This is a genomic window from Pannonibacter sp. Q-1, from assembly GCF_054073275.1.
Genome location: NZ_JBSXNB010000007.1, coordinates 1 through 24,729, shown reverse-complemented (window position 1 = coordinate 24,729; position 24,729 = coordinate 1). Strand labels below are relative to the sequence as shown.

Below are 24,729 nucleotides of genomic sequence, written 5' to 3'. Positions count from 1 at the left end.
TTGGGTCATGACCACGACACCGAACATTCTGATAGTTGATGATCATCGCGAGATCCGGGACGCGCTGAAGCGTTATCTCGAGCGGAACGGCTTTCGGGCCAGCGCTGTCGAGAACACAAGGGCCATGGACAAGGCGATGGCCGAAGGCCGCTTTGACCTGATCGTGCTGGACATTATGATGCCTGGTGAGGACGGTCTTTCCGCCTGCCGGCGTCTTCGTGCCGAGAGTGACGCCGCCGTATTGATGCTTACTGCGCTTGGTGAGGACACAGACAGGATCGTGGGCCTTGAACTGGGGGCTGATGATTATCTCGCCAAACCATTCAACCCCAGGGAGGTTCTCGCGCGCATCAAAGCGATCCTGCGCCGGACGGAACGTCCGCCGGTGGCGCTGGGTGGGCAGTATGGAGGCAAGCATTTGCGTTTTGACCGGTGGACGCTCGATGTTGATCGCCGCGTTCTGGTCGATCAGGAGAATGAAGAGGTGGTGCTGACCATGGGTGACTACCAGCTTCTTGTCGCCTTTCTCGAACGTCCCCGAATGGTGTTGTCACGCGACCGGCTGCTTGATCTGACCAGCGGCCGCGAGGCGACGTTGTTCGACCGGGCAATCGATAATCAGGTGAGCCGCTTGCGGCGAAAGATCGAACGGGATGCTGCAAGTCCTCAACTCATCGCGACGGTCCGCGGCGGCGGATATTGTTTCATGGCCGATGTCACGGAGAGTACGTGATTATCCGCTTTGGCAAACCCCGCTCCATGCGTGGCCAGCTCGCCATCCTGCTGCTCATGGCGCTGGCCGTTGTGCAGTGCATCAGCGTTTGGCTGTTCATCGAGGAACGAAGCAACTCGATTCTCGCAACATTGGCCAAAGACGGAACGAGCCGTGTCCTGACGGTCGCCAATGTGCTCGAAAACGCGCCGGGCGACATGCACTCCACCATTATGGATGCTGCTGGGTCTCTCGATTTCCAGCTTAATGTGGACGACAGAGCACTTGCGGACAGTCCTGGTGCTGATCCGCTGCCGTTCCTGGCTGAACATCTCCGGAGTGTTCTCGCAACTTCGCCGCAGCGGCCGGTCCGGCTGGCGCTGGTTGAAGGCGAAGCAACAATGCCACTGCCGGCAGGCTTGAGGCAGGACGAGGATGGCGACCCCAATCAATTGGCTGTTTCGGTTGCCTTGCCAGACGGGCGGTGGCTGAATGCGCGCATCGATACCGGTGGGCCACCCCTGCAATGGGCGTGGCCGACCCTTGCCTCGATGCTTCTGACGGGGGCGGTTGTCATCGTCGTGGTGTGGATGATGGTCGGACGGATCTCGCGTCCCCTGCAACGGCTTGCTGAAAATGCGGATCGCCTTGGGCGAGGTAGTGCGGTTCATCCGGTGAAGGCTTCGGGGCCCGACGAGGTGCGCCGCCTGACGACGACGTTCGACGACATGGCGGATCGGATCATACGGCTGCTCGCGGAGCGTGCCACGATGCTTGCAGCGCTCGGTCATGACCTTCGTTCTCCGATAACGGCCATGCGGCTGAGGCTCGAAATGGTCGATGACGAAGAGACGCGGGAGCGAATGGGAAACTGTCTGGATGAGATGCAGACCCTCGTCGAATCCGCTCTCGCGCTTGCGCGTGGGGCCGGAACGGCTGAGCCAGTAGTGCGTGTAGATCTCGGGTGGATGCTCGGGCAACTGGTCGACGAATTGCGGGAGGCGGGTGGCGATGCAAGCCTCTCTATAGCCAGAGACTTCATCATACACGGCCGGCAGGCAAGTCTGAAGCGGGCCCTGAGAAATATCGCGGACAACGCCATACGCTACGGTGGTGAGGCGCGTATTACCCTCCTGGGCACAGACGACATGGCCCAAATCCTTATCGAAGACGCTGGGCCGGGCGTTCCGGCGCACGAGCGAGAGCGTATTTTCGAGCCATTCGTGCGGCTTGAAGGATCCCGCAGCCGCGACACCGGAGGGTCGGGACTGGGCCTCGCCATCGCCAAGATGGTTATTGAGTCACATGGTGGCTCGCTGATGGTTGAAGACCAGAACAATAGCGGGGCCCGCTTCGCGGTCGGACTCCCAACTTCCTAAAGAGCCAGCGTAACGCCTGTCTATATGGCCAGATACAGTGCAGTACGCTGGTTGTCGATCGTGATGAGCATTTGGAGCCGTGAAGGAGGCTCCGTTCCCTTAAGCGATCTGATCTTTGTAATTTGCGAGACCATCCAATGCAGTGTCGATGGTTGGGTGGCGCAAAGCTGCGCATGAAAACCGTAGCGGGATTACGACGAAGCTTGCTCCTTGCTCGCGAGCGAAGTCCTGCATTCTTTCCGGTCGAGCCGCATGTCTGGCTGATCATAATGCGGATCGTACGGCAAGGTGTGCCGGCCGGGCTCAATAACGTGTATTTTACACATTATTGTTGACAGTCTGTCATGACTCCAATTATGTGCAAAACACACATATGGAGACGGGCATGACAAACCATTTTGCAGCAGATGTGCTCATCTGTGGTGCGGGAGCAGCAGGCCTTACGCTGGCGATCGAATTGGCGCGGCGCGGCGTATCCTTTCGGCTTATCGAGAAGAGGAGAGAACCCTTCCACGGCTCACGCGGAAAGGGCATCCAAGCCCGGACGCAAGAGGTGTTCGAGGATCTCGGCATTCTTGACAGGGTCGTTGCCGCTGGAGGCGTTTATCCGCCCATGCGCGTCTATTGCCCTGACGGAAAATTCGTTGAGAAGGACTTCGATGAAAGACCCCAGCCGACGCCGGCCGAGCCGTACCATATTCCATTGATGGTCCCGCAGTTCATGACGGAGTGCATCATGCGGGAGAGGCTCGCCGAACTGGGCGGTCATGTCCGGTTCGGCTGCGAACTGAGCGGATTCGAGCAGGATGAGGACGGAGTTACGGCGAAGCTGTCCGGGCCGGACGGCGAGGAGACGTTTTCCGTCCGCTATCTCGTCGGAGCCGATGGGGCGCGCAGCTTCGTGCGCGGCGCGCTTGGGGTGGACTTCCCCGGGAAGACACTGGGCGTGCGCGCCGTGGTCGCCGATGTGGCGCTGACCGGCCTCGATCGTGGCTGGTGGCACCAGTTCAACGATGGTGACATGCAGAGAATGCTCTCGATCTGCCCGTTGGGTGGAACCGACCTGTTCCAGCTTCAGGGCCCGGTGCCGCCGGAAGGCGACATCAATCTCTCTGCCGCGGGGCTGGAGCATATGATTGCGGAGCGAACCCGCCGCAGCGGCATCCGGGTCCATTCGGTGAGTTGGGCGTCGGCCTATGCCATGAATGCCAGGCTGGCGGAGCGTTACCGCGCCGGCCGTGTCTTTCTGGTAGGCGACGCCGCACATATCCATCCGCCCACTGGCGGCCAAGGCCTGAACACCAGTGTGCAGGACGCCTGCAATCTCGGCTGGAAGCTCGCAGCGGTGCTGCGCGGCGCGCGGGACGATCTGCTCGACAGCTACGAGATAGAGCGGCGTCCGGTGGCTGAGGCCATGCTCGGCCTTTCGACCCGGCTGCTTGATGCCGGGAAGCGGGGCGATATCAGGCGCGGCCGCGAAGTACGTCAGCTTGACATCTGCTACCCCGACTCGCCGGTCAGCGTGGAATTTCCTCCGCGCAGGGATGGGCTCCGCGCCGGAGATCGGGCGCCCGATGCACCCGTCAGAGGCGCGGCTGGCCAGCCGGCCCGGCTTTTTCAGCTGTTCAAGGGGCCGCACTGGACGCTGCTCGTTCACGGGCAGGGTCAAGTTGCACCCCGGCCCGGGTTGCATATCCATCGTCTCGGCGAACGCGGCGACATCATCGATACCGGGAACCATGTCCATGACGCCTACACATTGGCGGAGGGCGAATGCGTTCTGGTCCGCCCTGACGGCTATGTTGCCGCTATCTCGACCATGGACACGGAAGGAACCAGGCAACTCGAAGCCTATCTCGACCGGATGGCCCTGTCTGCGCATGAGGAGCACCCGCTATGAGGGGCTCGACGAGCTCCCAACGGCCGCCACTCGGCACCGTTTTTGTCATGAACGAAGGAGGGGCATGATATGTCTTTCCGATCTCCGTCCGACGGCATCACAACAGGCCGGTCACTGGACTGGCGGCACATCCTGCCGGTTTTCGTGATCGTCTGCACCTATGCCGCAGGCACCGCTGCGGTTCTGCCGGTTCTGCCCTTTCACATCCGGGCGATGGGCGGCTCGCCCCTTGTCCTTGGCATTGTCATCGCGGCAGAAGCTGTGGGTCAGTTTGTCTCTGCCCCCACACTCGGTCAGCTTTCCGATCGCTTCGGCCGCAAGCGCATCCTCATGGCCAGCCAGCTGGTCTCGGCGGCAAGCCTTCTATTGCTGGCGTTCGCGCCTAATGTTGCCGTCATCCTGATCGCCCGCGCCATGTTCGGCCTAACTGTCGGGAACATCTCGGTTACCGCAGCCTATGTCGCCGACCATACAGACACCGGAAACCGGCGGCGGGCGATGGGCATCCTGATGGGTGGCGCCGGTGTAGGCGGGATCATCGGCGCCGGGCTTTCTGGCTTTTTGTCCGGCAGATCGTTGACCGCGCCAATCCTTGCAGCGGTCGGGTTGGTGGCGCTGTCGATCGTGGCAACGCTCCTGCGGCTGGAGAACAGACAGGCCCCCAAGCAGACTGACGGCAAGCCGCTGGCCAAAAGAGTCTCGTTCCAGGCGATTCTGGCGTCCCCGGGAATCCGGATCCTCGTTCTGGTGATGCTCTTCCACTTCTTCGCATACGGCACGTACATTTCGCAGTTGCCAGTCTTTCTCGGCGATACCTTCATTTGGAATGGCCATCCCTTCAGCGCGAAGGAACTGAGCTACCTCATCATGGCCGATGGCGTGATCAACGTCTTTGCTCAGCTCTTTCTGCTGGGCTGGCTGAGCAGATATCTGACCGAGCGTCACCTGATCCTTCTAATATTCGCGCTCATCGCGACAGGCTTTCTCATGGCTGGCCTTGCAACCACCATTCCAGTGCTTCTTATCGCGGTTTTCTGTGTCAGCACCGGCGATGCATTGGCAAAGCCGACTTACATGGCGGCATTGTCAACCCGTGTTCCGGCAGAGAGGCAGGGTATCATCATGGGGGCCGCGCAATCCCTGGTCGCCGCGACGGATGTCGCGTCACCGGTACTGGCGGGGTTCATACTAGGCTATGCGCTCTACGGCGTCTGGATAGGTGTCGCAGTGGCGATGGCCGCCATTGGAGCGCTTATTGCAGTGGCGCGACTTCCCAGACCGGCCGGCCTCGAGGTCTGATACCGACGCTCGATGATCTTGACTAATCGAGCGTTGGTTAAGCCCGTGCGGCGCTTGAGCATTTTCAAGGCGTGATGCGTCAGCATCTCAGAGCCTTGGTCTGACAGCACCTGCGTGCAATGCACCCCAATCACAGAAGTTCGAGCCTCGACTGGCCGCTTCCCTCGCTGCGCCAAAGGAAACATTTGGATGATAGGGCTGATTCGGGAATGGTTTGATCCCAAGCAGGAAACACCTCTAACCGCAAAAGCCATTGCGAGCATTTGCGTGGCCGCACTCATCATTCTGAGCGGGTGCACTACTTCCGGCCGCCCCGTGTACAACGCCGACGAGGCTGAGCGTGCGCAGATCGCTGGATTTGAAAACATCAGAGTTCACGTCGACGACCCGCGCCCTCCGGAACCGGCATACGATCTATGGCGGCCGGAAACCAATCAAGCCAAACCGACTATGCTTGCCATGTCGGGCGGCGGCGCGGGCGGGGCTTTCTCCGTCGGAGTCTTGTCGGCCTGGACCGAGCTCGGAACCCGCCCCCGCTTTGACGTCATAACCGGGGTCAGTACAGGGGCGCTGATAGCACCGTTTGCATTTCTCGGCCCGGAATACGATGAGCTTCTGCGAAGGCTATATCTGTCTGATCAAGCTGGAAGTCTCGTAGATATCAATTGGAGAGGGCTTGGCATTCTTTCCTCCAGCCTGCTGCGGGGCGACGAACTGCGGCGCATGGTTGAGGAGAGCATCACACCCACGGTTTTGAGTCGCATTGCCCGCGAACATCGCGCCGGACGGCGGCTGCTGGTGATGACGACAAACCTGGATACCCAACGCGCCGTGATTTGGAACATTGGCGAAATCGCCAGCAGCGGCAGGGCAGAAGCACTGCCATTGGTGCGTCAGATACTGATCGCATCCGCGAGTGTCCCCGGCGTTTTTCCACCAGTCTCGATCACGGCGATGGTCGACGGGAAGCAGATCGAGGAGCTCCACTCGGACGGAGGCAGCTCTGCACAATTCTTCACCTTGCCAGAAAGCCTGATAACCGCCCCCAACTATTCCGGGAAAACAAACCTGCACATATATGTAATCGTTAACAATACGCTCATGCCGGAATTTTCAATGTCAGGAAGGAAGGCGCTTCCTATATTGGGTAGATCATATACTATTTTGATGAAGACGCAGGCCAAGCTGGGCTTGATTGCCCTCTATAACTTTGCGCAGCGGTCAGGCGCGGACCTGGATATTGCCTCAATCGACGTGGAGGCGCCGTATTCCATGACCGATCCACTTAATCCCCAGTACATGAGAACAGTTTACCGGAATGGCTATCAGCGATGCCTTAGCCAGGATCTCTGGATTAAGCGCCCTGTGTTTCCAGTTGATCGCAGCCAGTTTGCCCGGAATGAGCTCTGAGGAGACCGAAGGCTGGTGCGAAGGGCTCGGCCGGTGTCCCCCGCCACGTCCTGCCTGCGGGCAACGCGAGTGCAACTGGCTTGGACTCTTAATCTTTTTCGTTTTCCATAGTAGGAGTGAAATGCGTATAATACACTGAAAACAGCAAGGTAGACCATGCCCACGACAAAGATGCAGACTACGCATATCAGGAAGTCACTTCCCGAGCTGCATCGTGCTCTCATCGATATCGCCATGCTCATGAACAGTCCGGAACGCGACGCCCAGTTGCTGGAAATGGCTGGCCTCGGACTGGAGCGTGCTCTTTTTCCACTCCTGGTGGGAATTGAAAGGCACGGACCGATCGGTGTTGTTGAAATGGCCGAGAGTGTGGGGCGGGATTACACTACCGTCAGCCGCCAGGTTGCGCGTCTCGAAGAACTAGGACTTGTGGAGCGCCGCCAGAGCGCCAACGACAAGCGCGTCCGTGAGGCCGCCATTACGCCGCGCGGCAAACAAGCCACAGATGCTCTCGATGCAGCGCGTGAGAAGATGGCCTTGGCGCTGTTCCGGAACTGGAGCCGCGAAGATTTCGATGAACTGATCAGGCTGATGAGAATGCTCGCCGATGGCATGAACGCCAGTTCGCCTCAGGACGGATAATCAGTACCCGCCTGGTGATGACTGGCGGCCTGCTGCGGAGGTTTCATTCCATGGCGGTTTGGCATTTGCCTGACCGGCTGGGGGTCAGGTCAGCAGGTTACGACCCTATTTGCTAGCCCATGTAATTGCCTGATGCAGCGTCTTGCACCCACTGTTCGATAGATGTCAGCTATCATTCTAACATCATCTGTCAGACCGGTCAGAGTACCCCGCTTCGTCACTTTTGCTGGACTTACCACTCCGGGCCACCGCACACTCGCGATCTTCTCACCGTTGGCAAGGATCAACTCGTTGAGATACACCTCGAGACCAAACCGGGGGAGGTTCTCTATTTCCGGCAGCTTCTTGGCTACCAGATCATAGGGGAATGCCCGTTCCCCCGAAATATAATCGAAGCCGAGCAGTCTCCACGCCAATGGAGCGTTGCCTCTAAGCGAAATCGAGGCGATTGCTGTACCGGTTACAACCGGCCTCAGCAGGTGGTCTATGTCTGCCGTTGTCAGGCCAACTAGATCGGCGTCCAGAAGGAGGACGTGGCTGGTGTGAACGAGTTCCAGCCCGCGCGCTACGGCTGTGGCTTTGCCCATGTTCCTGGGGAGCACCAGGGTTCTGAGTCCTCGCGTGCGAGCGAGGTCTGCTGAACCGTCGTTGGATCCGTCATCCACGACGACAACTTCCCGGACAAGCGGATGCCGGCTTGCAATGTCCAGCACCCGGCCGATACGTGCAGCTTCATTATAAGTTGGAACGATGCAGGTGAACTGCTCTATTGCCGTTTTCATTGGGGCTTGTTTTCCGGCAAGTTCGAAAGGAGATTTTGGTCTTGCTGTGACAGAAGGGTGCCTCGCCACCGGAGCTCCCGGTTTGTGAAAGAAGCGATCCAGAGTGCCGGAAGCAAGAGGTCCCGCAGAACGAGGCCTAGCAGATCGCGTCGGCTGGATATCCATCCGACGCAGGATGCGAACAAGATCTCCGGTGCGTACCATAGAACGACGTATGGCAGGCCCCACCATAGGCTTAGATGGAGCAGGCCGAGAGCACCAAAGAGAGCCAGGAATGGCAAGACGGGGCCGTTCAGAATTTCGCAAAGGAAGAGTAGTGGAAAACCGTCGCGGCGCACGCGGCTCCAGCGTAATTGCCTATGCCACACGTCTTTCAGCTGGCGCCGTCCAACCGGTTGTGCGAACGGCTTAATCGGGAGGGTCACCTTCCGGCCAAGCGAGCGCACGAGCTTCGTCGCCGCGACGTCTTCGGCAAGGTTTCTTCCGAGGATGGAAATGCCACCGTTTTGATCGAGCATCTGCCGTTGCCAGAACAGGGTCTTGCCCTGAGCGAAGCCTGAGCCCAGCGTGTCGGCCACAAGCTGGAGACGGGCCTGGTTACTGTTGAGGAATGCACATTCGAGCGATGCAGCGACACCGTCGGGTTGAATACCTATAGCCGGTGAGGAGACGAGCCCTGTGTTTTCGTCCCAACTTCCCACCACGCGTCTCAAGTAATCAGAAGGCAGCAGGAGATTGCTGTCTGTCATGCAGATCCAGTCATTTCTCGCGGCATCCCAGCCCTTCAGCAGATTGTCGAGCTTTGGGTTGCCCGTGACATGGGCGCCTCCCACCAGTACTCGCGCATTCGCATTGGGAAATTCCATCAGCAGGGAATGGAGCAACGGAAGACTTTCGTCTTCGGTGTCGCGAACGCAGAAGATAACTTCGAAGTCCGGATAGTCCTGTAAGAACGAGCTGGAAAGCGTTTCCCGGGCGAAATTATCGATCCCGCAGACAGGACGGAGCAATGTCACTGCGGGCGAGCCGATTGTACCAGCCCGGTCGATGTCGCGTGAGAGCCGCACCCAGCAAAGAGCAATCGACAGCAGATGGAAGCCAACGAGGAGTGACGAAAAAAGCAGAAACAACGCGGCCATCATACGGTGTCTCCGGTCGCAGCCAGATCAGAAGAAGAGCGGTTTCTTCGTTGATTTTTTTGGCTGAGCAGGTGGAGCTGACCATCTTCAGCTTCCGCCAATGCGGTGAAACTCTGGAGCCAGTCGCCGCAGTTGGCAAATGTTACATGACCAAACTTCCTTAGGTCGGGTTGATGGAAATGACCACATATGACGCCGTCGAGGCCGCGCTGCTCAGCCTCAACAACGAGCCGTTCCTGATAGGTCAGCTTAGGATGCAGGATTCGGTAGAACGACGAAACGGCATAGTCAGCCAAAGTGCCATGCCTACGCAAACGCAGGCCCATTGTCTTTCGGATGCAGGCTTCAGCTGCTGCAAGCGCTTGTGAGAACTTATGACCGAGAAGATTACCGGCGTGGAAGTTAAGTGGCGAATGATCGTAGGCATCGCCATGCACCACCCAATATCTCTTGCCGTCGGCAGCTTGGTGAACTGCACAGTCGACCGCCTCAACCGGAATGCTTGCCGACGGTGGGGCGCAATCGGGACGAGGATCATGGTTGCCGCGAATATATATTAACCGTGCGCCCTCGGCATGTCTCCGCCTCAAGTGGTCAAGGACCGCGGTTGCCGTGGAAGACCATACGGGTGTTTTGGGAATCCAAAGGTCCAGGATGTCGCCGACGAGATAGTAATTATCAGCGCGATGATTCTTCAGGAAGCGGATAATACGATCGGTACGCGACCCGAAATGCCCCAGATGAAGATCGGACAGAAAGAGGCTCCGGTAGCACGTCCCGTATCGGGGGTGCCGTGTTGCTTCCAGCCTGTGCACGGGAAGTTGCGTGGCGGGTATCGGCAGGCACGTGACACCTCTACCGAGCGAGCGGGATTGCAGGCCGAAGTGGGAAAGCGACATAAGAGGGATACCCAATATATGTGTATAATGCACTTATATTGGATCCGGCAGTCTGGATGTCAAGGTGTATAATACACCTTTCTTCCGCCCGGTGGTCGGTTGGCGTTCAGGGAAGCCAGCTGGTGAAACCATGGAACGGCCCGCTTGCATCACGCCCCGCAGGCGCTGAGGCTGAAACTCGCGGAAAGCGTCTCACCGGGGGCGAGGGTGGTCATGCCAAGGCCGGGCTGTCCATCTGCGCCCAGTTCCGGCCGGTTCAGAATGTCCGGCGCGTGGCTGACCGGCTCGATGCAGAAGACATCCCGGCCCTGCGGCACGAAAACATGCAGGTGCCGGAAGGCGCCGCCGCCTGTCAGGCGGATGCGGGTGCGGCTGGCGGGTTGCAGGATTTCCGCTTCCGCCGGGGTCCAGCCGGCAAAGAACTGGTCCAGCCCCTCGAAGGCAGACAGAAGGGCGGGCTGGCCCGCGCCCATGCCGGCGAGCGGCTGCAGCGGGGGAACAGGCAGGCCCCTGTCACCGGCTGCAAATGTGCCTGCGGCCGTGAAGCAGACGGCCGTGTCCGGCTTGCGCGGAAAATAGGGGTGCAACCCGAAACCGAAGGGCAGGGGGCCTTCCGCCTCGCTGGTGAGGGAGAGGCTGAGGGCGATGCCGTCTGCCGAAAGCCTTGCCGCCAGTTCTGCCCGGTAGCGCCAGGGATGCTGCGGCGAAGCCTCCCTGTGCTGCAGCGTGATGCTCGCCGCATCGCGGCTCATCACCTGCCAGGCCCGGTTGCGGGCAAAGCCATGAATGGCCACCCGCGCTTCCGGCCGGTTCATGGGCAGGGTGAGCACTTCGCCGCCCCACGGGAAACGCCCGTCCGCGATGCGGTTGGCGAAGGGCGCCATGATGAAGCAGCCCGTGCTGAAACCGGCAGCGGGATCCGCCAGCGGCGCCAGCAGCGGCACCTCGAACCCCTCCGGATGCTGCCAGCTGGCCGCCAGCAGCGTGGCGCCATGGGCGGGGGAAAGCCGCAGGTGATAGCCCTCTGCGTGAAGATCCAGGGTCATGACAGGCCTTTCGGGCGGGGCAGCAGAGATGCCGGTTGACGGTTGTCATACGATCTATATGATACTCATATTATAACTTCCAGGACTCAGCCCGCGATGTATCTCGGAACACAGCTTCCCGCCCGCCATGATGACGACTACCGTGTCATGGCGCAGCTTGGTGTCAAGAATGTCTCTGCCAACCCGGATGGCGGCTGGCGCACATGGAACCGGGAGGTGCTGGAGCGCTTCCGGGAGAAGGTCGAGGGTTTCGGCCTGACGCTCGACATGCTGCAGCTGCCGATGCACTCGGCGCCGGTGGACACCCAGTCCTGCAAGGACATCCTGCTGGCCGGGCCGGACCGGGAGGCGCAGCTTGACGGCATCTGCCGCCTGATCGAGAACTGCGGCGCGGCCGGCATCCCCTCCGTGCGCTACAATTTCAACTATATCGGCATTCCGCGCACGCCGATGGAGCCGGGCCGGGGCGGCTACATGGCCGAAGCCTTCCGCTGGGATCTGGTGGACCAGAACGAGCCGGGGCCGGCCGGTGTGCTGGACGAGGACACCATCTGGGAGCGGATCGACTATTTCCTCGCCCGCGTGGTGCCGGTGGCGGAAGCGGCCAATGTGCGCCTTGCCTGCCATCCGCATGATCCGGCAACGCCTCCCGGCTACAAGGGCGTGACGCGGGTTCTGGGCTCCGTCGAGGGCATGAAGCGCTTCGTGCAGACGCGCGAGAGCCCGGTGCATGGCCTCAACTTCTGCATCGGCACGCTGGGCGAGATGCTGGAGGATGTGAGCGAGGCGGCCGAGGTGACCCGCTGGTTCGGCGCGCGCGGCAAGCTGATGAACATCCACTTCCGCAACATCGTTGGCAAGCGCTACTCCTTCCGCGAAAGCTTCCCCGACGATGGCGACATGGACATGCCGGCCATCATCGATGTGCTGCGCGACACCGGCTACAAATACATGGTGATGCCCGACCACGCACCGACCCTTGCCGGTGACAACCAGCAGCAGGTCGCCTTCGCCTATTGCTACGGCTACATCGCGGCGCTGTTGCAGACGCGGAGCTGACAGATTCTGACAGGTGCCCGCAGTCATCCACTGGCATCGCGGGAGAACGCAGTAAGGCATCTGGTTGAGGCAAGGCGTCTTCAGCCCTCCTCCCCACGAGATGCAGAGTTTCCTCCAGACGGTCAGTCAGGCACCAGTTCCTCTCCCCCCTTGAGGGGGAGATGTCTGCGTCAGCAGACAGAGGGGGGTATCAGCGCCTCAATACGGCAGGATCTCTCTTTCAAGCGGACAGTCCGTTACCCCCCTCTGCCCCCTGGCGGGGGCATCTCCCCCTCAAGGGGGGAGAGGGATGCTGCGGCAAAAGGAGAGTGCCCCTCTTAAGGGGAAACAAGAGACCTCACCTCCCGGAAAACTCCACCAACCCCCACAACCTGAAACGGAAACACCCATGTCCTCACCCCGGCGCGTTCATGTCGAGGCCAAGCCCGGCGACCGGAGCCCGTTCCTTCAGTCCGTGATCGACGCAGATGCAGCGCCCCTGCATCTGGTGCTGGAGCCCGGCATTCACCGCTGCGGCGGGCTGCGGTTGCGCTCCAATGTCACGCTGGAGCTGGCGAAGGGCGCGGAGCTGCATTTCATCCCCGATTACGAGGCCTATGCCGGCAACAGCGTGTCGGTGGTGGCGGAGGAGAGCGACCGGGGCATGCTGGTGGCCAGCGGCGCCAGCAACATTGCCATAACCGGCGCCGGGCGGATCTTCGGCGATGGCGCGGGTGCCTTCATCGTGGGTGAGGATGCGGACATGGGCACGCTCCGGGCGCAGAAGCTCAGGCCGCGGGTCATCGTGCTGGAAGACTGCAGGGATGTGCGCATCGAGGGCATTTCGATTGAAGATGCACCGCTGTGGACCATGCATCTGGTTGGCTGCGAGAACGTGCATGTGGAGGGGGTGTTCGTGGACAACAACCGCCGCATGCCCAACACCGACGGCATCGTCATCGACGGCTGCCGCAACGTGCTGATCGTCCGCTCCGAATTCCGCACCGCCGATGACGGCATCGTGCTGAAGACGACCCGCCGTCCGGATGGCAGCCTGAAGGGAGCTTGCGAGAACATCACCGCGCGGGACTGCCTGATCGAAAGCCATTCCTGCGCGCTGAAAATCGGCACGGAAAGCTTCGCCCCCTTCCGCAACATCAGCTTCGAGGACATCCGCATCGAGAAGTCCAACCGTGGCCTTGGCATTTTTTCCCGCGATGGCGGGCTGGTGGATGGGGTGCGCTTTGCCCGCATCACGCTGGACTGCCACGAGACTCCCGCAGGCTTCTGGGGTTCGGGCGAGGCGGTGACCATCAACACCATCGAGCGCCGCCCCGAGGAAGGCCCGGCTGGCCGGGTCACCAACATCACCATCGAGGATGTGACCGGTTCCATGGAAGGGGCCATCAATCTGGTGGCGGAAAACCCGGGCGAAATCAGCAGCGTGGTGCTGCGCCGCGTGGCCCTGCGCCAGCTGCCGGGCCGTTTCGGCACCGGCCTTGCCTATGACATCCGCCCGACGCCCGCCGACCGGTTTGACCGCTTCGAGGAGGAAAACGCCACCGGCCGCGTCAACGCCTGGCGCTTCGGCCCCGATGGCAAGATCATCGGCCTCATCGACTATCCTGGCGGCATGCCGGCCGTCTTCGCCAAGGACATCGAGGGGCTGGTGATGGAGGACGTCACCGTCGACCGGCCCGAAGCGCTGCCCGAAGGCTGGAACGCGCAGGCGGTGGTGGTGGTCTGATACCAGCTCTCGATGGGCTCGCCTCATCGAGCGTTGGTCAGGCTCGTGCGGCGTCCGAGCAATTTCAAGGCGTGATGCGTCAGCATCGAAAGCCTTGGGATGAGAGGGAAGGGCAGACTGCCCCGCATCCTGCTTCTGCCTTTCTGTCCATCCCCCGGGCGGGGGATGCCGGATGTCTTCCTGCTGAAATAATGATGTTTCCAAGTTGGAGGCTCAGCATGAAGACCGCATCACATCTTTTTATCCGCGCCCTGCAGAAGACATTGCTGGCAAGCGCCATATTGCTTGCTCCCGGCGCTGCGGCAGAAGCCGGAATCGTTGTTCACGACACCGCCTGGGGTCAGAGTTGCAACAACTCGAAGAGCTTTTCGGTGAAGATGCGCAACACCGGAAGCTCGCCGAAGGACTTCCGCCTTTGCCTGCAGAAGTCCCATGGCGGCTGGGGATGCTACACCAATCTCAACACCGGCCCGGGCGAGGTCTATCCCACAAGCTGGGGCTTCATGGTGTGTGACGGGACCGGCCGCTACAAGTTCTGGGAGCGCGACACCGGCAGCAAGACCCCCTTCGGCAACCCGTAAGACCAAGGCTTTCGATGCTGACGCATCACGCCTTGAAATTGCTCAGGCGCCGCACGGGCTGGGATAAATCCAACCTCCGGACAGAACGAAGCCGTGGGCAGTGCCGGGCTAGCACGGCGCTCACGGCCTCAACGCCCCGGTGCGCAAGCATTTTAAGCGCATCGGGGCGGCTTTTCCTGCGGGACGGCAGCGCTTTGTACCAAGGCTCTGAGATGCTGACGCATCACGCCTTGAAAAGGCTCAAGCGCCGCACGGGCTTAACCGGCACTCGATGAGTCAGGATTATCGAGCGCCGGTATTACCCCTTTTCCATGGCAGAACGGAACCGGTCACATGGCAGCAACACGGCAGACCCGGACAATCGCCCTCCGTGACGCGGTTCCGCAAGAACGGCTGCCATACCCGTTCATGACACCGGGGAGGAATGAGATGCCCTCATCACGCGTGATGCTGTGTCTGCTGCTGCTGCTGCTGCCCGGATGCAACAGGACAGGCGAGCTGTTCGGCGGTGCGCTTGCCCAGGCCAGTGCGAACATCAACGAGACAAATCATCATCTCAACGTCCGCTACGGCTCTTGCGCCGCGGGCTACATCATGACGTCCAGAGGCTGCGAATTCGCCAGCCTGCGCCACAACAGCAAGGGAGAGGCCTTTGTCCTGGGCCGGTCCGGACGCTGGCACAGAACTGCGGCCTACGACTGATGCCGAACCGCCCGGCCCCTTCCTCCCGGCAGCGCCGCTTCCGGCCCTCACGGTTTCAGGGAAAGTCCTGCCACGAGCCGGATGATGTCCATCTGGCTGGACGTGCCGGTCTTGCTGAAAACCGACTTGAGCTGCGACCGCACGGTCTCCCGCGTCACCGCTGCCTGATCGGCGATTTCCGACAGGTTCAGCCCCTTGAGGATGCCTGCGCAGACCCTGGCTTCTCCCGGCGACAGGCGGTAGCGGGCAGCAAGGCGGTCAAGCCGCGCCTGATTGCTGTCCTCACCGATCAGAATGGCGGCCACGGGTCCTGCGAAGAATTCGGCCGCAGGGCTGCGCCCGATCCGGATGATCTGGACGCTGGCATCCCGGCTGCTGAAGACCTCCGTTTCCCCCGGCGCCTTCCGCCGGAGCAGGAGCGCGCGCAGCACCGCCTGTGTCCCGGGATCGGCAAGCCGGATGCGGCCGGAGGGATCGAGGCCGGCCACCCGTCCGGATGCAAGCGCCTGTTCTGCAGCCGGGGACGCCTTGATGACCTTGAGATCCTCGTTGACCAGAATGAAGGCCAGCCCCGTGGCCATTCCGATGCCTTTTCCGGCATCCAGCACATCCGCGTGGAACTCTTCGGACCGGTAGTAGCGGAACACCCGCTGCAAATGCGGGGCGATACGGGTCAGGACTTCTGCACGCTCGAGGTTCCGGTCAGTGTCCACATCGTCCGTCAGCATGCTGAGCAGGAAATAGAAGCTCTGGCTCTTGAACAGCGTGAGGCCGATGCCCGTTTCGAGGCCATTCTTGCGCACATAGTCGGAATAGTACTCGCTTCTGTTGAAGTCGTTCCGGGATATGATCTCCTCGCCGATGACGCCCCGTCCGAGCGGCGTCGCTGCAACGCGCCGCATCCATGGATTGATGTTGCTGTAATAGCGCTCATAGTCAGCAAGGGCATCCTGCCGCCCTTCGGCCCCGGCCACATAGGCGACACCACCCGTGCCGGCCGTGAAGTTGTGGAAGAAAAGCGTCGAAAGGCTGCCGGGCGTGCCGCCGGTCAGCTCGTCCAGAAAGCCCTGCCAGCTGCTCTCGCCAAGCAAGGCCGCGTAGATCGCAGCGGTCAGTTCGCTTGTCTTCTGCTCAATGGTCTGCACGGCCCAGCTTTCCGCATTCATGTTCTGCGGGGCGGCAAGAACATCTCCCCCGGCAGGAAAGCCCGGGGCACGCCATCAGGCCCCACCCCGTCAGCTCCGTATAAGCTGCAGGAAACTGCGGCGAGGTTCAAGAGGCGGCGGCCGGTCCGGCGTCTGCGCCAGGGCTGCGCCCGCGATCACCCGGCCTGCCCGTTCCACCCGAGCCCCTGCATCAGCGCCCGCAGTGCCGCTGATGGCCTTTTCTTCTGACCACAGCAGGAAACACCATGCCCCTTCGCCTCCTTCTGTCTCTTGTCCTGGTGCTCGGCAGTCTCGTGCAGCCGCTTGCAGCCCAGCACGCCATTCATGACGGTCAGAACCGCTTCGATCTGTTCGAGCGCAGCCTGAAGACATCCAGCCCTTCGGAACGGGCAATGATCCGCGGATATCTTGCGCAAAGCCACGCGGACACGCCGGAGGGCCTGTTCTCTGCCGCCTGGATCGCGGGCAGGGATGGACGGGCGCGTGACGAAATCCGGCTCTACGAGGCTGCAATCGAAGCCGATCCCGAGCTGACCACCGCCTATATCAATCTCGCTCTGGCGCATGAACAGGCCGCACGTCCGGAGGCTGCGCGTGACCTCTACGACAAGGCGCTTGCCACCGCCCCCTTTGATCCGGATCTGGTGAGGAACGGCTTCTTTCTGCGAAAGGCGCATTTCGGCGGCAGGCCGGCAGCGATGGATTTTCTTGCGAAGTGGGAGGCAGAGGTTGGCAGCCTGGACTACGCCTTCGACTTCGTGCGGGCGCTCGATGCCGAAGCCGGGGGGCAGCATGAGGAGGCTGAAAAGCTGTACCAAAGCGCAATCGCCAAGGACGGCTCTTTTGAAGTCTATGAAAGGCTCGCCAGACTGCAGCTGAAGAAATACACGGCAGACACCACCCCGGCAGCCGAAAGGCTGGCCCATGTAACGCGTGTTCTGGCGCCGCTGCTGGAACCCGATGGCAATGCCGCCGCTTACTATCTCATTGGCAGAATGATCAGCGATGATCTGGGTTCCAGCCGCACGGCCATCACGTTTTTGAAGGCCGGCTTCGACCTTGATCCGTCAGCAGAGACCGCCGAGGAGATCTTTCTCGCAATGTCCCTGCATGATGCCGCTGCGGCGGTTGCCTTCCTGCAGGACGCAGAGCGCAAACTGCCGGAAAGTTACTCCCTGAAACTTTCGATGGCCTGGATGAACTCCAGCTTTCTGGCACATCCGGACGAGGCAACTGGCCTTGCTCATCAGGCCTATGCTCTGGCCCCGCATGATGACGGACGGCTTCAAGCCCTGCTCATGCTTGGCAACATTGCGCAGTCCTACGCCAACTTTGACGCTGCCTATGAGATTTTCCGCGAGAAACTGGCCCTTCCCTGGGCGCCTCAACGGCGGCGCCAGCTGCTGAGGGCGATGGTGGACAACAGGATTGGTGCGCAGAAGTTCAGCCAGGCCAATGCGCATCTCGAGGAACTGAAGGCCCTGGGCGGCGAGGCGGAGAAATGGCTCTCTTGGAAGTCCTCGGTGACCGCCAATGCCCTGCGCCTGCAAAGGCAAATGCAGGAGCCGCGGATTGTTGAGCGGCCGCTGGCAATCGGCTCCCGCGAGAAGGTTAGTGTTGGATTTGCCTTTGGCTCCGATGGCCTGTCCCGCAAGGGCCTTGCGCGGCTGGATGAGGTTGCGGCGTTTCTGAAGTCAGCGCGCGGCGCCGGCCTCTCCCTCTCCATCGAGGGGCATACCGATGCGGCGGGAAGCGCGGCGGTCAACGACAGCCTGTCCCTTCGCCGCGCCCGGTCCGTCCTGACCTATCTGACGCTCACGCATGGCATCGAGGCCGGAAGGCTTCAGGTGTCAGGCTTCGGCTCCCGTTTTCCGGCCGCCAGCAACAGCAGCCGGAAGGGCCGCAGCGTCAACCGGCGCGCGGAATTCCGCCCGCTGCCTGCGGACAGTCCATCGTCTGCGTCCCTTGCGCTAGCGGACAGGGGCAGTGCGTTTGATCCGGGAGCCTACCGGGCGGTGCTGGGGTCTGAGCCGCCGCAGATCCATGATCTGCGGACCATGGTGCCGCTGGTCCGTCTCTATCGCGGCCGGGATCACCGCTTTTCCCCCGATGGCCGTTACGTTGCCTCCATTTCGAGCTATCGGGAGGAGAGCGGGCACGCCACTGAAGCGGCCTATGTCTACGATGCTTCGACGGGGCATGCCGTTGCGCAGTTGCATGAGGCGTTGGAGATTGTGGATCTCGTCTGGCGGCCGGATGGCGGGGCCATCGCCTATGCGACAGCTGACGGCTTCCTGAAACTCTACGACATCAAGGCCGCTGCATTCACGGCCGTGACCCGGATGGGGCCGACCCGCATCGGCGGTCCGCTGGCATGGTTCCCGGACGGGAGCGCGCTTGCGAGCGGTCAGCACCGCCTGCAGGAAATCACCATCCATGATCCCCGGACCCTTGCCGAACGCCGCCGGCTGCAGGGTGTGCAGTGGCCCCATGCATTGGGGGTCAGCCCGGACGGCCGGTTCCTCCTTGCCTTCGACAACCGCCTCGATATGAGCGTCTGGGAGACAGGCTCATGGTCAGGACCGCAGCAGGTGCGCGCTCCGATGATCCCGTACCGGCTTGTGTTCCACCCAGACCAGCCGCTTGTGGCCTTTAACGCCCGGTTCGAGGCAAACGGCACAGCGTTTGCCGTCATGAACTTCGAACAGCTGCGGACAACCGCCACCTGGCCGGGCCGTGGCAGCCATGCGATCGGTCTTTCCGCTGCCGGTGACAGCGTGCTGGCCGCCAGCGGCAGTGATCACCTCGTCTTCAGCCTTCCCTCTCTCAAGCTGCTTCGCGGCTTCCGCGCACAGGAGACCACAACCGATGCCCAAGACTGACAAACCTTCATGGCTTCTGAGCCGCCGCGCCCTGCTTGCCGGTGGCCCTGCCGCTGCCCTGTCGCCCCTTCTGGGCGGTGCTGCATCTGCTGCGGTCAGATGCGACGTCCGCAAAGACGAAGGGGACTGGAGCGTTGAACTGGATCCGCTGTTCGACGGCGATCCGGCGGGCGCTGACATTGCAAAGCTGGAGGTGACGCATTCTTTCTTTTACGGATCGCCTTACGGAGCTTCGGCAGGAACTCTTGTTACGGAGCCAGAGCTCGGGTTCTCGATCAGCCTGTATGTTGCGGCAGGAAAGATCATCGAAGGCACCGTACAGGTTTCTCCGCTCGCCTATGGCTCCAGGAGCTATGCCGGGTTCACCTCCGGGGAGCCCGCCATCCAGTACTGGCCGCGCCTTGATCAGCAGGATCACGGCATTCGTGTCCACGAGGAGCACAGGGCGGGAATGGGCGTCTATTTTCTTCTGACTGCGGCCAACGGGCAGGCGGTGCGGCTGGAAGGGAAAATCTCACGCGGAAGACGCAGCCCGATCCCGGGCATGAACAGCGGTCTTTCCGATTCAGAGGACCCTGTCGAAGTCAAGTTCACCCTCCAGGGTGAGACCGTTGCAAATCAGCTGGTCCATTTTTTGCGCAAGCAAATGCCGGTGACGGCTGAAACCGGGATTTTGTTCCCGGACGGCCGCCGGGCTGCCGTGTTCAGGCAGACGCTGGCTGGCGAGGGGCCTGACAGGATCTACAGGGAGGCACTCGCGGAGCTGAGCCACAAGCTGCAGGCCGTTTGGGATTGTGAAGCTGTCGACAATCCCTGCTTCCTGACGACGGCCTGCTGCCTCGCCTTTGGCCGTCCCGATGATTGCTTCGAACTGCAGACCCTGCGCCGTTTCCGGGATGGCTGGCTTCTGCGCCAGCCCTTCGGCCCGGACGTTGTCTCGCATTACTATGCAGTGTCGCCGCCGATCCTGTCCCGGCTGGCTGCAAGCCCGGAAGGGAAGCGGAAGCTGCGGGTCCTTTACTGGACACGGATACTCCCCTGTGTGGCACTGATCCGCATTGGCGCCTACAGGCGTGCCTATGCGCTTTACCGTGAGATGACGGGGCGGCTTGAGAGGGAGTTCCTGTCCGGGCGCCTTTGACTGTTTGCCCGCCCCCCAGCCTCACCCCCGCACCGGCTTCTCCACAAACGGCCCGCCCTGGTAGAGGGCGCTGGGGGAGGTGGGGGCTGGTTTGGGGACTTCGGCCATGATGCGGGCGCGGTGAGCGGCGGCGTTGTCCTTCGGGCGCCAGCCGAGGAAGCTGGCGGCGCGGTTGTCCCACCAGCAGGCGTCATTGTCCGATACGCCCCAGACGACCGGGCAGCCGAGACGCGGCACGGCGAAGACGTGATCGATCAGCGAGGCAAAGTCGTCATAGGAGAACCAGGTGGACAGCATGCGCTGGTCACGCGGGGCCTCGAAGCACGAGCCGATGCGCACCACGGCGGTTTCCTGGCCGAACTTGTCGAAATACATCTGCGCCATCAGTTCCATGAAGCACTTGGACAGGCCGTAGAGCCCGTCGGGCCGCATGGGGGCGCGGGCATCGAGATATTCATCCTGCCGGTAAAACCCGACCGTATGCAGGGAGCTGGCCAGCATGATGCGCGGCATGCCATGGGCGCGGGCGGCCTCGAACAGGTTGAAGGTGCCGGTGATGTTGCCATGAACCACGGTGGCAAAGGGCTCTTCGCCCGACACGCCGCCGAGATGAACGATGCCGTCGCAGCCTTCCACCAGCGCCATCACGCTGTCCCGGTCGCCCAGATCACAGGTCACCAGCTCCTCGTGGCTGGCGGCCTCGCCCATGCTGACGATATCGGACAGGCGCAGCTTGCCGGCGAGCGGGGCAAGCTTCTGCCGCATCACGCTGCCAATTCCGCCTGCGGCGCCGGTGATGAGAAGACGTTCCACGGAAATCTCCGGAAGATGAGGCGCGGAGCGCAAAGCCTGGCATGAGGGCGGCAAAGCCTGTCAAACCGGCCCGGACCTTGCGCCTGCGCGAAGGAAAGACGGCGGATCCCGGAGCGTGCTGCTGGCCATGATCCTGCTGAAGTCATACATGAAGCGCCATGAGGCGGCAACCTGTCATATGAGTTTGCCGGCCCGGCTTGAAGCGAAACGCCGGCTGTGAGATGGTTCCGGACGAAATACAGGGCTGATGCGGCACGCCTCGAGTCGTGGCGCGCTGCTCCTGCCGGGGCGCACTGCCACGGGCGGGGGCAGATCAAGGACAGGGTCTGGATGTGGCAATAGAGGCGAAACAGCCGCGTGCTGGGGCAAAAGGCAAGGGAACGCTGGTCACGCAGCTGGTCGAAAAGCTGCGGGATGCGATCCTGGCGGGCGATTTCAAGCCCGGCGAGCGGCTGCCCAGCGAAGCGCAGATGACGCAGGACTACAACGTCAGCCGCACGGTGATCCGCGAGGCTGTGGCGGCGCTGAAATCCGACGGGCTGGTGGAGCCCCGGCAGGGGGCGGGCGTCTTCGTGCTGGATGTGCCTGAGCCGGTTTCCCTGCCTTTCCAGAATGTTGACCGGGACCGGGTGTCCTCCGTCATCGAGCTGCTGGAGCTGCGTATTGCGGTGGAGGTGGAATCGGCCGGCCTTGCCGCCTTGCGCCGCTCGCCGCAGCAGGAAGAGGCAATCCTTGCCCGGCATGACGATTTTTACGAGCGCGTTCAGGCAGGCGAGCCCGCAGTCGCTGCCGATTTCGCGCTGCATCTGGCCATTGCCGAGGCGACGAACAACCCGCGGTTCTCAGAGTTCCTGACCATGATCGGCCAGGCCATCATTCCACGTTCGGCGCTCAGCGAAGGCAAGGAGCCTGCCCCGCAGCATGATTACATGCTGCAGATCCACCGGGAACACGCGGATATTGTCGAGGCCATTTCCAATGGGGATGAAGCGGCCGCACGGGCAGCCATGAAGCTGCATCTGCGTGGCAGCCTGTCCCGCTACCGGGCGGCTTATCATACTGGTTTGCGAAATAGATAATATGACTTCTTGACAGCTTCCCCGGACCTGAATAACGTGGCTCGAAATCATGGAATTGGATGGAGAGCTGCATGCGTCCGCAGGAAATCAAGAGTGCTCTCGGGTCCGGGCTGCTGTCCTTCCCGGTCACCCATTTTGATGCATCGGGCGCCTTTGCCCGCGCCAGCTATCAGGCGCATGTGGAGTGGCTGTCCGGCTTCGATGCGCCGGTGCTGTTTGCCGCCGGCGGCACGGGTGAGTTCTTTTCGCTGAAGCCCGGTGAAGTGCCGGAAATCGTGCGGGCTGCCAAGGACGTTGCCGGGGATACGGCGATCGTGTCCGGCTGCGGCTATGGCACGGAGGTGGCGGTGGAGATTGCGCAGGGCGCGCAGGCCGCCGGTGCCGATGGCATCCTGCTGCTGCCGCACTATCTGATCGATGCGCCGCAGGAAGGGCTCCATGCCCATGTGAAGCGCGTGTGCCAGTCGGTCGATATCGGCGTCATGGTCTATAACCGAGACAATTCGGTGATCCTGCCGGATACGCTTGCCCGCCTGTGTGATGAGTGCCCCAACCTGATCGGCTTCAAGGATGGTACCGGCGACATAGGCCTCGTCCGTCAGGTGACGGCGAAGATGGGTGACCGGCTGATGTATCTGGGCGGCATGCCCACGGCAGAGCTTTTCGCCGAAGCCTATCTGGGCGCGGGCTTCACCACCTATTCCTCGGCGGTGTTCAACTTCGTGCCGGGGCTGGCGGTGGAGTTCTACCGCGCGCTGCGGGCTGGCGACCGGCAGGCCTGCGAGCGCATGCTCAACGAGTTCTTCTATCCCTTCATGGCCATCCGCAACCGCGGCAAGGGCTATGCGGTGGCCGCGATCAAGGCGGGTGTCCGGTTGCAGGGCTTTGCGGCCGGCAAGGTGCGCGCGCCGCTGTGTGACCTCAGCCGCGAAGAGGAAGAGATGCTGGACAAGCTGATCGCCCCGTACCGGCGCGAAAAGGCGGCCTGAGGCCCGGCGAGCTTGTCTCATTGAGAGCGGGGCAAGCCCGTAGGGGGGGAGCCTGCAAGTTATGCCGGCCGGATTCCTCCGGCAGGAGGAACTGGCCCATGGCCGGATGATTTTACAGGCGGAACCTGAGGGGGGTAGCCGCCAGGACTGGGAGGAGTGGAAAATGCGTTCTGGAATCATGGTGGCCCTGATGGGCAGTGTTGCATTCATGGCGGCAGCCTCCGGCGTTTCTGCCGAGGCGCTCAAGGTCTGGTCGCGCCAGACGGATGAGTCTGCCGTCATCCTGAAGAACCTCACCAAGGCTTTCTCCGAGAAGACCGGCATCGAGGTCGAAACCTACAACACCGGCATGGACTTCGAGCAGCGCCTTGCCCGCGCCGCCGCTGGCCGTGATCTGCCGGATGTGGTGATCAACGACGATTCTGCTCTGGGCCAGATGCTGAAGATGGGCATCATCCAGGAGATCGATCCGGAGAAGATCGAGGGCAGCAGCCAGATCGCCGAAAACGCCTGGAACAGCGCCAGGGGCGCCGATGGCAAATATTATTCCGTGCCCATCTCGGCGCAGGCCTTTGCCTATTTCATCCGCAAGGACTGGCGCGAAAAGGTCGGCCTGCCGCAGCCCAAGACCTGGGAGGACCTGCACAAGCTGGCGGTTGCCTTCACGAAGGAAGATCCGGACGGCAACGGCAAGGATGACACCTTCGGCATGACCATCCCGGGCTCCACGACCCGCGGCTACACCAGCTGGTTCATGAGCAACTTCATCTGGGGCGCGGGCGGCGACTTCGTGAAGCAGGAGAACGGCGGCTTCAAACCGAACCTCAACAACGAGGCGGGGGCTGCGGCGCTCGGCTTCGTGCGCGGCCTGTTCTGCGAGGGCCTGGTGCAGCCGGGTGCGATCAACGCCACCACTGGCGATGCGCTGCCCACCTTCCGCTCCGGCCAGACCGGCATTTTCCTCTCCGGCCCCTACCACATTGCCCAGATCAGCGAGCAGCCGGGCGCGGATGTGGTCGAGGTCATCGCGCCTCCGGCCGGTCCCGGCGGCGTGGCCGCGCTTGCCGAAGGCACCAGCGCCTACATCATGGCAGGCTCCAGGAACCGCGAGGCGGCCGAGAAGTTCATCGCCTTCGCCATCTCGCCCGAGGGCCAGGAAATCGGCATCGCACACGACACCGGCCACACGCCGCTGGTGCGCCTGCCGGTGAACCAGCAGGTGGATGTGAATGCGGTGCGCCAGGATCCCCGCTGGGCGACGTTCAAGGAGGTGTTCGACACCAGCGGCCACTATGTCCCGCCGGTTCCGAACTGTTGGGTTGGACGGCCCCTACGGCATCGATGTGCCAGAATGAGGTTGTTAGCGATCTCAAACGATGGAGC

The 24,729-nt window shown here is 61.8% G+C and carries 21 protein-coding genes; 15 read left to right on the top strand and 6 right to left on the bottom strand.

Features of this window, described 5'->3' with window-relative positions; translation table 11 throughout:
* The first annotated feature begins 7 nt into the window (after positions 1-7).
* From ACVNHC_RS18690 to ACVNHC_RS18665, 6 genes are all read left to right on the top strand, one after another.
* The gene (locus ACVNHC_RS18690; RefSeq protein ID WP_457168627.1) at positions 8-733 is read left to right on the top strand and encodes a response regulator; all 726 of its coding nucleotides are present in this window, start codon (positions 8-10) and stop codon (positions 731-733) included.
* Entirely contained in the window at positions 730-2,091 is a 1,362-nt protein-coding gene (locus ACVNHC_RS18685) for a HAMP domain-containing sensor histidine kinase (protein WP_050473820.1), read from the top strand. Before ACVNHC_RS18690 ends, ACVNHC_RS18685 begins: the two co-directional genes overlap by 4 nt.
* A 385-nt stretch (positions 2,092-2,476) precedes the next feature.
* Positions 2,477-3,991 (top strand): FAD-dependent oxidoreductase, encoded by a 1,515-nt coding sequence (locus tag ACVNHC_RS18680; RefSeq protein WP_457168625.1) that lies wholly within the window; start codon positions 2,477-2,479, stop codon positions 3,989-3,991.
* Between the two features lie 69 nt (positions 3,992-4,060).
* Positions 4,061-5,290: an MFS transporter gene (locus tag ACVNHC_RS18675; RefSeq protein ID WP_122521787.1), complete on the top strand. Its 1,230-nt coding sequence runs from the start codon at positions 4,061-4,063 to the stop codon at positions 5,288-5,290.
* A gap of 189 nt (positions 5,291-5,479) precedes the next feature.
* Positions 5,480-6,700, top strand: a complete 1,221-nt coding sequence (locus tag ACVNHC_RS18670; protein ID WP_457168622.1) for a patatin-like phospholipase family protein — start codon at positions 5,480-5,482, stop codon at positions 6,698-6,700.
* A gap of 156 nt (positions 6,701-6,856) precedes the next feature.
* Entirely contained in the window at positions 6,857-7,342 is a 486-nt protein-coding gene (locus ACVNHC_RS18665; protein WP_050475300.1) for a MarR family winged helix-turn-helix transcriptional regulator, read from the top strand.
* 89 nt (positions 7,343-7,431) lie between these two features.
* Here ACVNHC_RS18665 and ACVNHC_RS18660 read toward each other — a convergent pair whose 3' ends face one another.
* The 4 genes from ACVNHC_RS18660 to ACVNHC_RS18645 all read right to left on the bottom strand — a co-directional run bounded on the left by ACVNHC_RS18660 (position 7,432) and on the right by ACVNHC_RS18645 (position 11,208).
* Complete coding sequence (locus tag ACVNHC_RS18660; RefSeq protein ID WP_050475301.1) at positions 7,432-8,124, bottom strand: glycosyltransferase family 2 protein; 693 nt, start codon at positions 8,122-8,124, stop codon at positions 7,432-7,434.
* Positions 8,121-9,266 carry a ceramide glucosyltransferase gene (locus tag ACVNHC_RS18655; protein WP_457168619.1) on the bottom strand — a complete coding sequence of 382 codons (1,146 nt, stop codon included), beginning with the start codon at positions 9,264-9,266 and terminating at the stop codon, positions 8,121-8,123. The genes ACVNHC_RS18660 and ACVNHC_RS18655 overlap by 4 nt, the downstream gene beginning before the upstream one ends.
* Positions 9,263-10,162, bottom strand: a complete 900-nt coding sequence (locus ACVNHC_RS18650) for a UDP-2,3-diacylglucosamine diphosphatase (RefSeq protein ID WP_152967625.1) — start codon at positions 10,160-10,162, stop codon at positions 9,263-9,265. Before ACVNHC_RS18650 ends, ACVNHC_RS18655 begins: the two co-directional genes overlap by 4 nt.
* A gap of 149 nt (positions 10,163-10,311) precedes the next feature.
* Positions 10,312-11,208 carry an aldose 1-epimerase gene (locus ACVNHC_RS18645; RefSeq protein WP_457168617.1) on the bottom strand — a complete coding sequence of 299 codons (897 nt, stop codon included), beginning with the start codon at positions 11,206-11,208 and terminating at the stop codon, positions 10,312-10,314.
* Positions 11,209-11,304: 96 nt separating this feature from the next.
* On the opposite strand from ACVNHC_RS18645, the gene ACVNHC_RS18640 reads away from it, so the two are divergent.
* From ACVNHC_RS18640 to ACVNHC_RS18625, 4 genes are all read left to right on the top strand, one after another.
* Positions 11,305-12,267: a mannonate dehydratase gene (locus ACVNHC_RS18640; protein ID WP_457168615.1), complete on the top strand. Its 963-nt coding sequence runs from the start codon at positions 11,305-11,307 to the stop codon at positions 12,265-12,267.
* Between the two features lie 388 nt (positions 12,268-12,655).
* Positions 12,656-13,993: a polygalacturonase PglB gene (gene pglB / locus ACVNHC_RS18635; protein ID WP_457168613.1), complete on the top strand. Its 1,338-nt coding sequence runs from the start codon at positions 12,656-12,658 to the stop codon at positions 13,991-13,993.
* A gap of 218 nt (positions 13,994-14,211) precedes the next feature.
* The gene (locus ACVNHC_RS18630; protein WP_457168611.1) at positions 14,212-14,574 is read left to right on the top strand and encodes a hypothetical protein; all 363 of its coding nucleotides are present in this window, start codon (positions 14,212-14,214) and stop codon (positions 14,572-14,574) included.
* A gap of 429 nt (positions 14,575-15,003) precedes the next feature.
* Positions 15,004-15,276 (top strand): hypothetical protein, encoded by a 273-nt coding sequence (locus tag ACVNHC_RS18625; RefSeq protein ID WP_457168609.1) that lies wholly within the window; start codon positions 15,004-15,006, stop codon positions 15,274-15,276.
* A gap of 47 nt (positions 15,277-15,323) precedes the next feature.
* Here the strand turns inward: ACVNHC_RS18625 and ACVNHC_RS18620 are convergent, their stop codons facing one another.
* Complete coding sequence (locus tag ACVNHC_RS18620; RefSeq protein ID WP_457168607.1) at positions 15,324-16,421, bottom strand: helix-turn-helix transcriptional regulator; 1,098 nt, start codon at positions 16,419-16,421, stop codon at positions 15,324-15,326.
* A 266-nt stretch (positions 16,422-16,687) separates the two neighbouring features.
* On the opposite strand from ACVNHC_RS18620, the gene ACVNHC_RS18615 reads away from it, so the two are divergent.
* Together ACVNHC_RS18615 and ACVNHC_RS18610 are read left to right on the top strand one after the other, a co-directional pair.
* On the top strand, positions 16,688-19,324 hold the full coding sequence (locus ACVNHC_RS18615; RefSeq protein ID WP_457168605.1) for an OmpA family protein: 2,637 nt from the start codon (positions 16,688-16,690) through the stop codon (positions 19,322-19,324).
* A complete protein-coding gene (locus ACVNHC_RS18610; protein ID WP_457168603.1) occupies positions 19,311-20,465 on the top strand; it encodes a CFI-box-CTERM domain-containing protein in 1,155 nt (384 codons plus the stop codon). The genes ACVNHC_RS18615 and ACVNHC_RS18610 overlap by 14 nt, the downstream gene beginning before the upstream one ends.
* Before the next feature lie 21 nt (positions 20,466-20,486).
* On the opposite strand, the gene ACVNHC_RS18605 is transcribed toward ACVNHC_RS18610, so the two are convergent.
* Entirely contained in the window at positions 20,487-21,278 is a 792-nt protein-coding gene (locus ACVNHC_RS18605) for an NAD-dependent epimerase/dehydratase family protein (RefSeq protein ID WP_050475313.1), read from the bottom strand.
* A 332-nt stretch (positions 21,279-21,610) separates the two neighbouring features.
* Between ACVNHC_RS18605 and ACVNHC_RS18600 the strand changes: the two genes are divergently transcribed.
* The 3 genes from ACVNHC_RS18600 to ACVNHC_RS18590 form a co-directional block, all read left to right on the top strand.
* Positions 21,611-22,357, top strand: a complete 747-nt coding sequence (locus ACVNHC_RS18600) for a FadR/GntR family transcriptional regulator (RefSeq protein WP_050475314.1) — start codon at positions 21,611-21,613, stop codon at positions 22,355-22,357.
* 71 nt (positions 22,358-22,428) lie between these two features.
* Positions 22,429-23,346, top strand: coding sequence for a 5-dehydro-4-deoxyglucarate dehydratase (gene kdgD, locus ACVNHC_RS18595; protein ID WP_457168600.1), 918 nt, complete (start codon positions 22,429-22,431; stop codon positions 23,344-23,346).
* 163 nt (positions 23,347-23,509) lie between these two features.
* Positions 23,510-24,729 (top strand): ABC transporter substrate-binding protein (locus ACVNHC_RS18590; protein ID WP_457168598.1); only part of this gene is annotated, 1,220 nt, incomplete at its 3' end.

Bases quoted from the DNA above. Each gene is read 5' to 3' on its own strand.
- ACVNHC_RS18660 (WP_050475301.1), bottom strand. From the start codon at position 8,124: ATGAAAACGGCAATAGAGCAGTTCACCTGCATCGTTCCAACTTATAAT.
- ACVNHC_RS18675 (WP_122521787.1), top strand. From the start codon at position 4,061: ATGTCTTTCCGATCTCCGTCCGACGGCATCACAACAGGCCGGTCACTG.
- ACVNHC_RS18690 (WP_457168627.1), top strand. From the start codon at position 8: ATGACCACGACACCGAACATTCTGATAGTTGATGATCATCGCGAGATC.
- ACVNHC_RS18650 (WP_152967625.1), bottom strand. From the start codon at position 10,162: ATGTCGCTTTCCCACTTCGGCCTGCAATCCCGCTCGCTCGGTAGAGGT.
- pglB (WP_457168613.1), top strand. From the start codon at position 12,656: ATGTCCTCACCCCGGCGCGTTCATGTCGAGGCCAAGCCCGGCGACCGG.
- ACVNHC_RS18640 (WP_457168615.1), top strand. From the start codon at position 11,305: ATGTATCTCGGAACACAGCTTCCCGCCCGCCATGATGACGACTACCGT.
- ACVNHC_RS18610 (WP_457168603.1), top strand. From the start codon at position 19,311: ATGCCCAAGACTGACAAACCTTCATGGCTTCTGAGCCGCCGCGCCCTG.
- ACVNHC_RS18670 (WP_457168622.1), top strand. From the start codon at position 5,480: ATGATAGGGCTGATTCGGGAATGGTTTGATCCCAAGCAGGAAACACCT.
- ACVNHC_RS18655 (WP_457168619.1), bottom strand. From the start codon at position 9,266: ATGATGGCCGCGTTGTTTCTGCTTTTTTCGTCACTCCTCGTTGGCTTC.
- ACVNHC_RS18615 (WP_457168605.1), top strand. From the start codon at position 16,688: ATGCCCCTTCGCCTCCTTCTGTCTCTTGTCCTGGTGCTCGGCAGTCTC.
- kdgD (WP_457168600.1), top strand. From the start codon at position 22,429: ATGCGTCCGCAGGAAATCAAGAGTGCTCTCGGGTCCGGGCTGCTGTCC.
- ACVNHC_RS18630 (WP_457168611.1), top strand. From the start codon at position 14,212: ATGAAGACCGCATCACATCTTTTTATCCGCGCCCTGCAGAAGACATTG.
- ACVNHC_RS18645 (WP_457168617.1), bottom strand. From the start codon at position 11,208: ATGACCCTGGATCTTCACGCAGAGGGCTATCACCTGCGGCTTTCCCCC.
- ACVNHC_RS18625 (WP_457168609.1), top strand. From the start codon at position 15,004: ATGCCCTCATCACGCGTGATGCTGTGTCTGCTGCTGCTGCTGCTGCCC.
- ACVNHC_RS18665 (WP_050475300.1), top strand. From the start codon at position 6,857: ATGCCCACGACAAAGATGCAGACTACGCATATCAGGAAGTCACTTCCC.
- ACVNHC_RS18680 (WP_457168625.1), top strand. From the start codon at position 2,477: ATGACAAACCATTTTGCAGCAGATGTGCTCATCTGTGGTGCGGGAGCA.